Origin of the sequence: Mesorhizobium sp. M0040, assembly GCF_040323505.1 — a bacterium.
Lineage (GTDB): Bacteria > Pseudomonadota > Alphaproteobacteria > Rhizobiales > Rhizobiaceae > Mesorhizobium.
This window is the reverse complement of the sequence record NZ_JAMYVA010000048.1, coordinates 36,914-43,571: the sequence shown is the minus strand read 5'-3', so window position 1 is coordinate 43,571 and position 6,658 is coordinate 36,914. Positions and strand designations below refer to the sequence as shown.

Annotated in this window: 9 protein-coding genes and 1 pseudogene; 3 read left to right on the top strand and 7 right to left on the bottom strand. The window is 59.3% G+C overall.

Annotation, left to right across the window (positions count from 1 at the left end; genetic code table 11):
* Window positions 1-392 (top strand): YjiS-like domain-containing protein (locus NKJ91_RS27595; protein WP_352458038.1); only part of this gene is annotated, 392 nt, incomplete at its 5' end.
* A gap of 297 nt (window positions 393-689) precedes the next feature.
* Here the strand turns inward: NKJ91_RS27595 and NKJ91_RS27590 are convergent.
* From NKJ91_RS27590 to NKJ91_RS27570, 5 genes and pseudogenes are all read right to left on the bottom strand, one after another.
* Entirely contained in the window at window positions 690-857 is a 168-nt protein-coding gene (locus NKJ91_RS27590; protein WP_352458037.1) for a GNAT family N-acetyltransferase, read from the bottom strand.
* A gap of 13 nt (window positions 858-870) precedes the next feature.
* Window positions 871-1,104: a GNAT family N-acetyltransferase gene (locus NKJ91_RS27585; RefSeq protein ID WP_352458036.1), complete on the bottom strand. Its 234-nt coding sequence runs from the start codon at window positions 1,102-1,104 to the stop codon at window positions 871-873.
* Between the two features lie 327 nt (window positions 1,105-1,431).
* Window positions 1,432-1,875, bottom strand: coding sequence for an AAA family ATPase (locus NKJ91_RS27580; RefSeq protein ID WP_352458035.1), 444 nt, complete (start codon window positions 1,873-1,875; stop codon window positions 1,432-1,434).
* 191 nt (window positions 1,876-2,066) lie between these two features.
* Entirely contained in the window at window positions 2,067-2,522 is a 456-nt protein-coding gene (locus tag NKJ91_RS27575; protein ID WP_352458042.1) for a LysR substrate-binding domain-containing protein, read from the bottom strand.
* 154 nt (window positions 2,523-2,676) lie between these two features.
* Window positions 2,677-2,814, bottom strand: a pseudogene (locus NKJ91_RS27570) (helix-turn-helix domain-containing protein); the annotation flags it as partial.
* A 353-nt stretch (window positions 2,815-3,167) separates the two neighbouring features.
* Between NKJ91_RS27570 and NKJ91_RS27565 the strand changes: the two are divergent.
* Together NKJ91_RS27565 and NKJ91_RS27560 are read left to right on the top strand one after the other, a co-directional pair.
* Window positions 3,168-4,148, top strand: a complete 981-nt coding sequence (locus NKJ91_RS27565) for a GHMP family kinase ATP-binding protein (protein ID WP_502903639.1) — start codon at window positions 3,168-3,170, stop codon at window positions 4,146-4,148.
* Window positions 4,145-5,200, top strand: a complete 1,056-nt coding sequence (locus NKJ91_RS27560) for a cysteine synthase family protein (protein WP_352458033.1) — start codon at window positions 4,145-4,147, stop codon at window positions 5,198-5,200. The genes NKJ91_RS27565 and NKJ91_RS27560 overlap by 4 nt, the downstream gene beginning before the upstream one ends.
* A gap of 40 nt (window positions 5,201-5,240) precedes the next feature.
* Here NKJ91_RS27560 and NKJ91_RS27555 read toward each other — a convergent pair whose 3' ends face one another.
* Window positions 5,241-5,972, bottom strand: coding sequence for an amino acid ABC transporter ATP-binding protein (locus NKJ91_RS27555; RefSeq protein ID WP_352458032.1), 732 nt, complete (start codon window positions 5,970-5,972; stop codon window positions 5,241-5,243).
* The gene (locus NKJ91_RS27550; protein ID WP_352458031.1) at window positions 5,969-6,625 is read right to left on the bottom strand and encodes an amino acid ABC transporter permease; all 657 of its coding nucleotides are present in this window, start codon (window positions 6,623-6,625) and stop codon (window positions 5,969-5,971) included. The genes NKJ91_RS27555 and NKJ91_RS27550 overlap by 4 nt, the downstream gene beginning before the upstream one ends.
* Between the last annotated feature and the right edge of the window lie 33 nt (window positions 6,626-6,658).

Here is a 6,658-nt window from a genome sequence, read left to right as displayed (position 1 = left end):
TACGCCTCCGCGCCGAGCGAAAAGCTCTCTTGTCGGCAACGGACCAGTTGAGCCGTTTACCCGATGACGTCCTTGGCGACATCGGCATCTCACGTGACGAAATTATGTGCGATTTGCGAAGCCGCGCCATCCGTCATGCGGAGGCAGGCGCGGCCGGCACGACGATCGAGCGCACCAGGATCGTTTCGGCCTCGATCCCGAGACGGTTGGCTGCCGGCAGTGGCTACGCCTCGGCCGAGATCCCCTTTGGCTGGTCCACGAGCGCGCGATCGAGCCTTACATCGCGGCTTCGACAAGCAGCGGCGCGCGGACGGGACCTTCGAACGGCACTACACCTGCGACCCCAAGGACTGAATGTTGACCGACGGGAGCTGGGGAGGATCTCAAAATGATCATGTCAGTTGTTAAGTCCCTCGCCTGTGACGCTCGGCACCGTGCTGATCGCAATCAGTCCGGCTTCATTGTCGGCTTCTGACGCTCGGGATCTCGCGTTCGCTCACGCTGACATGCCAATCAAACAGCTGAAAGACGTCTATTTGGATTGCGAGCGGGGAGGCCGCCGGTGCGCTGGGGACGGAAGACGTGATGTACTGTTCGATGCGCGAGTTCCGACTAGGCGCGAGATAGCAGTTTGCGCATAATCAACGATGCATGGCCTTCTGCACCGTGCGACGCGGCCCTGCGATCGATCACTTCGAACCATGTTTGCGGTAAAAGGCCATTGCCCGGTCGTTTCCCTCGAGCACTTCGAGTGCGATGCTCGGGATGCCGGAATGGGAGGCAAAGACAGCGTGCAATATATTAGCGGCTAGCCCGGTGCCGTACTCGCTTTGATCGATGTGGAGCCCGTCAAGCATGACGTCGCCGGCTTCATTCAGCCATCGCGTAGCCGGCAATCGAGCCGTCTGGCCGTTCTGCCACGAACGACATTTTGTTGGTGTCTGTCAGTTTCGCCGCAATCCGCTGCAGCGTGTGATCTTCATCCGAAATCCGGGCCGCGGTCTCGGCACCCATGATTGGCGAGTACGTCCTGCGCCAAGACTCTCCAATGAGCAGCGATACCGACGGCACGTCCTGCTCAGTCATGGCTCTGATTTGCGTCATCGATAATGTCCCCTGCCGGTCAATTATAGCGTTGCCGGACGGGCCGCTCAAATTCGGAGCGGCGGCCTACCGCCGCTTCATCGCATGGGGGTCACGCCGTTCCCTTACACCTACCATCAGGCATGGTCCGCAGGTCGACTCCTACCGATGAGCTAACGTCCGCTCTGGAGAAGCACCGCGAATGTCTGAACATGGCGCTCCTTGCCCGTTCGGGTGGACAAACGAACAGCCGCTGTCCACCTCTGAGCGGCAGTTTAGTTGGGTGCCAAGCGTTAGATTTTGGCAGGAAGCGGCCGGCTTTGCGACCGCCAAGCCGACCGCGGTCGATCAGCCCGCGCAGTTCTGGAACAGGTTCGGTAGCCGGTGGACCTCGTCGAGCATAACCAGCTTGTCCTGATGCTCGGCCAAATAAAGCTCCGGCTCGGCAAGCCGTGCGCGGTCGGCGTCCGACTCGAGGTCAAGGTAGATCGAAGGACGCCGTTCGGCTATTTCCGGCGCCAGGGTTGTCTTGCCGACCTGAAGCGGCCCGAGCAGCGCAACAGCGGGCATGCTGTCCAGCGTCTCGGTGAGTTCTAGGCTGATGCGGCGTCCAATTATCCTTGCAATTATGGAGTACAGTTCCAGTTTTGCAAGGAAACCGGCAGCCCAGCCGTGCAAGACGCGCAGAGGCAAGGGCGTTAAAAGGCGCCGACGCCTTAGTTGTGAGATTGGCCCGGAACCGATCCCGCCGATGCTGACCCGGTTCATCACAATAAACAGAGCATTCGCCAAGGCACGACGGACTCTGAAACCGGGTTGATTGTCCGACCATGACGGTCGGATAACTGTCAGGACGAATACCGATCGCGCAGGAACGCGACGAAGATCGGTAAGGCAGGATTGGCGTTGTCGGGTCGCCAACGGGCTAAACTGGAGATCTGAATTGGTTTGCCCCGATCCGCAGCTTACGACAGATCGCATCTTTAAGAACCCTGTCGGCATCTCGGTCGTGGATCAGAGCGACTACAAGCCCGTTTCCGACGAGGCGCAAAGATGCCTGCACTGACGTGATGTTCGAGGATTGGAGGATGCTGCACGCCGCGTCCAACAGCGTCGGCGAGCAGAAATGCTTCGCCTCTGCGGACGAGCAACGTCGCTTGCTCCAGATCCTGCCACTCGATCACGGAATGGCTTGCGAGAGAATGATTTGAAGCAAGAACGACAGCCAGAGTGTCTTTCCACAGTGTCAGTTCGCATGCGCCGCCGGTGAATCGGGAGGAGAAGGACACGACGACGTCGGCCTGGGTGGCACCCAGAGCAGCCTTCGGCGAAGGATAAGAACTCTCTATCAAGCTGACGGTCACATTTGCATGAGATTGCCCGAACTCGATGACTGCATCCAAGCCTCGCCCGGCGAGGATGATTCCGTTGGAGCCGATGGAAAGCTTTCATGTTCATCTTTGGTGGCGGTCCTGGCCAGAGTGAGAGTATCATCAAGCTCGAGCAGCACGGAGCGCGGACGCTCCAGGAAAGCGCTCGCCTGCCGGGGTTGGGCCGATGTCGCGGGCATGGCGGCGAAATCCTCGTTCCCATGGCGTATTCGAGATCGCGTATGCGCCGGCTGACGGCGGAGTGATCGATCCCTGCGCGTCGCGAGGCGCGAAGAAAGCTGCCCTCCTCCGCGACCACAAGTGCATAATTGAGGGTCGCGAGTTGGACGGAGCTCCGCATCTCTGCTCAAAGTCAAGTTGGCGACAAAACGCGTTTGAGCGCTTTTGGCCGCTGCGGACTATCGCCAGATCTCAGTATTGACAAAGGGTGGGCAGTCCAACCCTCCTTAGAAGAACAATACTGAAAACACCGTGCATGGCCGCACTCGTTTCGGATTGCTTGGCGCATGGCCAACCGTTCCCGAAACGAGTGCTGCTGTGTTTAGTCCAGTATTGGAGGCTCCAATTGGTGGGGTAATCTTGTCCGTATCTTTGCACGATGTGCTTGCCAATGGCACTACCAAGATTTGGCGAGTGACAGCACGGGTCAGTCGCACGCATCATCGCCCAATGCCATGGTGAGGAGATGATGCGGTGATACAGACAAGCACACCGAGATCCGGCCAGCAGACACATTCGAGCAACATCAACAACGAGACTGTCGCGTGGCCTCTGGTGGTAGGAGTCGGTCGGGCACACGCCCATCACGGGGAATTCCTCCAAGGCGTCTTTGAAGCGGAAAACGGACGGCTTTGTCGCGGACTCGTCACGCTTCCGCTGACGTCGCAAGAGTCGCTAGTGACCTTCTGGCCGGATGAACAAGATGGCATTCGGCCGCGACCCGCAAACCGGATCAAAGCGGCGCGCGCGGCGGCCCTCACGCTCGAGCATGTCGGGGTAGCTGGAAGAGGGGGAGAATTGACGATCGAAAGCTCTATCCCGATAGGGCACGGCTACGGTTCCTCTACGGCAGACGTCATTGCGTCGATCCGCGCGGTCGCGGCTTCGGCGCGCGTCGCGCTGCGCCAGTCAACTGTTGCGCGACTGGCGGTGGCCGCGGAAGGCGCAAGCGACGCCATCGCCTACTGCGACCAAGCTCTCCTCTTCGCTCACCGGGAAGGCCGTACAATCGAACATTTCGGAGGCGAGTTCCCGCCCTTTCTCGTTGTGGGTTTCAGGGACGGCAGTGCCCGGCCCATCGACACGCTGGGCATGCGACGAGCACGCTACGATAGTGAGGAAATCGGAGTCTTCCGTGTTCTGCGCGGATTGGCGTGTCGCTCAATTAGGCAACAAGATCCCCGCCTGCTTGGACGTGTCGCAACCATCAGCGCCAGGATAAGTCAGAGGTATCTGCCGAAGGCAGCTTTCAACACTGTTCTGGACATAGCGCGCGGGCATGACGCATGCGGCGTGCAAGTGGCTCACAGTGGCACTTTGATCGGCATCCTCCTGGATGCTGCCGCACCGCGACCCGCCATGCGCGCCGTCGAACTCGCAACGCAGTTGAGGGGCGCAGGCTTCACAGATGTTCATACATTTGGCCTTAACGCCGAAACGAGAGTAATCCAGTGAGCGCAGGTGAAGACTACTTACGCGCCTATGAAACACCGCGATTTGCCCAGCTCGCGCCTAACCTCAACGCCGCCTGCTTTTCCCTCATGAAGCTGCTGCCCGCCCGATTCATGGTGGACCGTGCAGAAGCATCAGGACGCCTTAAGCGCGGTGGGCACATCATTGAAACGACGTCGGGCACGTTCGGCCTGGCCATCGCCATGCTAGCTGCCGCCCGTGGGTATGGGCTTACGCTCGTCACGGCCTCCAGCCTCATCGACGTGAAACTCAAGAGACGGCTGGAACAGCTCGGTGCCAAAGTGATGGCCATCGATGATCCTCAGGGAGACGGCAATCAGCGTGGTCGGCTCGAGTACCTTCAGAAGACCTTGCAAGATAACCCGGACACGTATTGGCCACGACAGTACGACAGTCCGGAAAACCGGCTTGCCTACGCGCGCCTGGCGGATCTCGTTGTTCGTTCACTCGGCCGCGTCGATTGCCTCGTCGGCTGCGTGGGAACAGGGGGATCGCTGTGTGGAACCGGAGGTTTCCTTCGTGAGCTCTTTCCAGATCTCAGGATGATTGCTGTCGATACCCACAGAAGCATGCTCTTCGGCCAGCCTGTCGGAAGGCGCATGCTGCGCGGGCTCGGCAACAGCGTTTTGCCGGACAATGTTCGACATGAGATGATCGACGATATTCATTGGGTGGGCGCATTACCAGCTTACGCCATGGCGCATGGGCTTTTTCGCGATCACGGGCTGTTCATGGGCCCGACCAGCGGCGCCGCAGCCCTGGTCGGCGCATGGTTCGCCAAGCAAAATCCCGAAGCCTCCACCGTCGTCATAATGCCAGATGAAGGGCATCGTCATTCCGATACAGTCTATAACCCGGATTGGCTCGCCGGCTTGAAGGACTGGCCAATCTCAATTCCACTTGAGCCAACAGTTCTCAAGCGAATTCACCCGGCCGAGGAGACGGCATGGACCAGATTTCCTTGGGACCGTAGAACTCTAAGCGCCGTTCTCGCAGAGTTTGAGGGCTCGTCCCCGGCGGAGCGACAGGTCTGAATTCAGAGCTTTGACGCGACAAGGCAGCACCGGCCAAGAGTCAGACGGGGTGCATCACCCGGTGAAGAAAATCCCTAGTGCGTTCGTGCTTCGGGTGTCGAAGGAGCTCCTTGGCCGGACCTTGCTCGACGATCCGGCCGCCGTCGAGAAAGAGGACACTATCGGAAACCTCGCGGGCGAACTGAATTTCGTGCGTAACCACGAGCATGGTCATGTTCTCGTGTGCGAGCGCGCGCATGACCTGCAGGACCTCGCCGACCGTTTCCGGGTCAAGTGCGGAGGTGGGCTCGTCGAAAAGAATGGCCTGTGGGCGCATCGCCAGGGCGCGGGCGATGGCCACGCGCTGCTGTTGGCCGCCCGACAATGACGCGGGATAGGCATTCGTCTTATCGGCCAAGCCGACGCGATTGAGCAATGCCGTGGCCCGCTCCCGGACCTGCTTCCTATTTTCCTTCAGTACGTAGAGCGGCCCTTCAATGACATTTTCCAGGGCTGTGCGGTGCGGAAACAGGTTGAAACGTTGGAAAACCATGGAAACGCGGGCGCAGATGGCGTGAACCTGGGGCGAGGCGGCATCGACCACGGTGCCGTCGATGCTGATGCGACCGCGCTGATAGGTCTCAAGCCCGTTCACACATCGTAGAAGCGTCGATTTGCCGGAACCCGAGGGCCCAATCAGACATACGACCTGTCCTTTGGCGATCTCGGCGTTGATCCCCTTGAGGACTTCGTGGGCACCGAAGGACTTGTGCACGTTGTCAAAGGTGATCATCCCGCCGCCCCAAGATAGCTTTCGACTCTGCGCATAAACAAGTTCAGCGGAACCGTCAGGCACAGGTAAAGCAGTGCCACCAAGGTAAAAACTGTCATGTTGTCGAATGTGGACGACGCAAGCATCTTGCCTTGCATGGTCAGCTCCTGAACCGAAATCACCGACACAAGCGAGGAGTCCTTCAGCAGCATGACCATGTTGTTGGCGTAAGGCGGCAGGATAATCTTGAATGCCTGCGGCAGCACGACGCGGCGCATCATCAACGGACGCTTCATTCCGATCGATTTTGCCGCTTCGACCTGACCCTTATCGACCGCCTCGATGCCAGCCCGGAAAGTTTCCCCGAGATAGCAGGAGTGAGCCAGCCCCAGCCCGATCGTGCCAGCCTGGAGCGCAGTCAGGTTGATGCCGATCTCGGGCGCGACAAAGTAGATATAAAAGAGAACCACCAACAGTGGTATGCCGCGCACGAAGTCGACAAGTAGCCGCGTCGGCACGGCGACACAGCGTATCCCCGATGTCCTGAACAGCGCCCAGACAAGGCCGAGCGCCGTCGCAAGACACAGCGCAAGAAAGGTTATCATGACGGTCAGCCAAACGCCGTTAAGAAGAAGCGGCAGATATTCCGTTGCATGCGCGATGAATTTGGTCATGGCCGGCTTCCTCTTGGCACGTACCCCGGCCGT

Excerpts from the sequence above, each read along its gene's own strand:
- NKJ91_RS27590 (WP_352458037.1), bottom strand. The coding sequence starts at position 857 with ATGCTTGACGGGCTCCACATCGATCAAAGCGAGTACGGCACCGGGCTA.
- NKJ91_RS27585 (WP_352458036.1), bottom strand. The coding sequence starts at position 1,104 with ATGACGCAAATCAGAGCCATGACTGAGCAGGACGTGCCGTCGGTATCG.
- NKJ91_RS27550 (WP_352458031.1), bottom strand. The coding sequence starts at position 6,625 with ATGACCAAATTCATCGCGCATGCAACGGAATATCTGCCGCTTCTTCTT.
- NKJ91_RS27555 (WP_352458032.1), bottom strand. The coding sequence starts at position 5,972 with ATGATCACCTTTGACAACGTGCACAAGTCCTTCGGTGCCCACGAAGTC.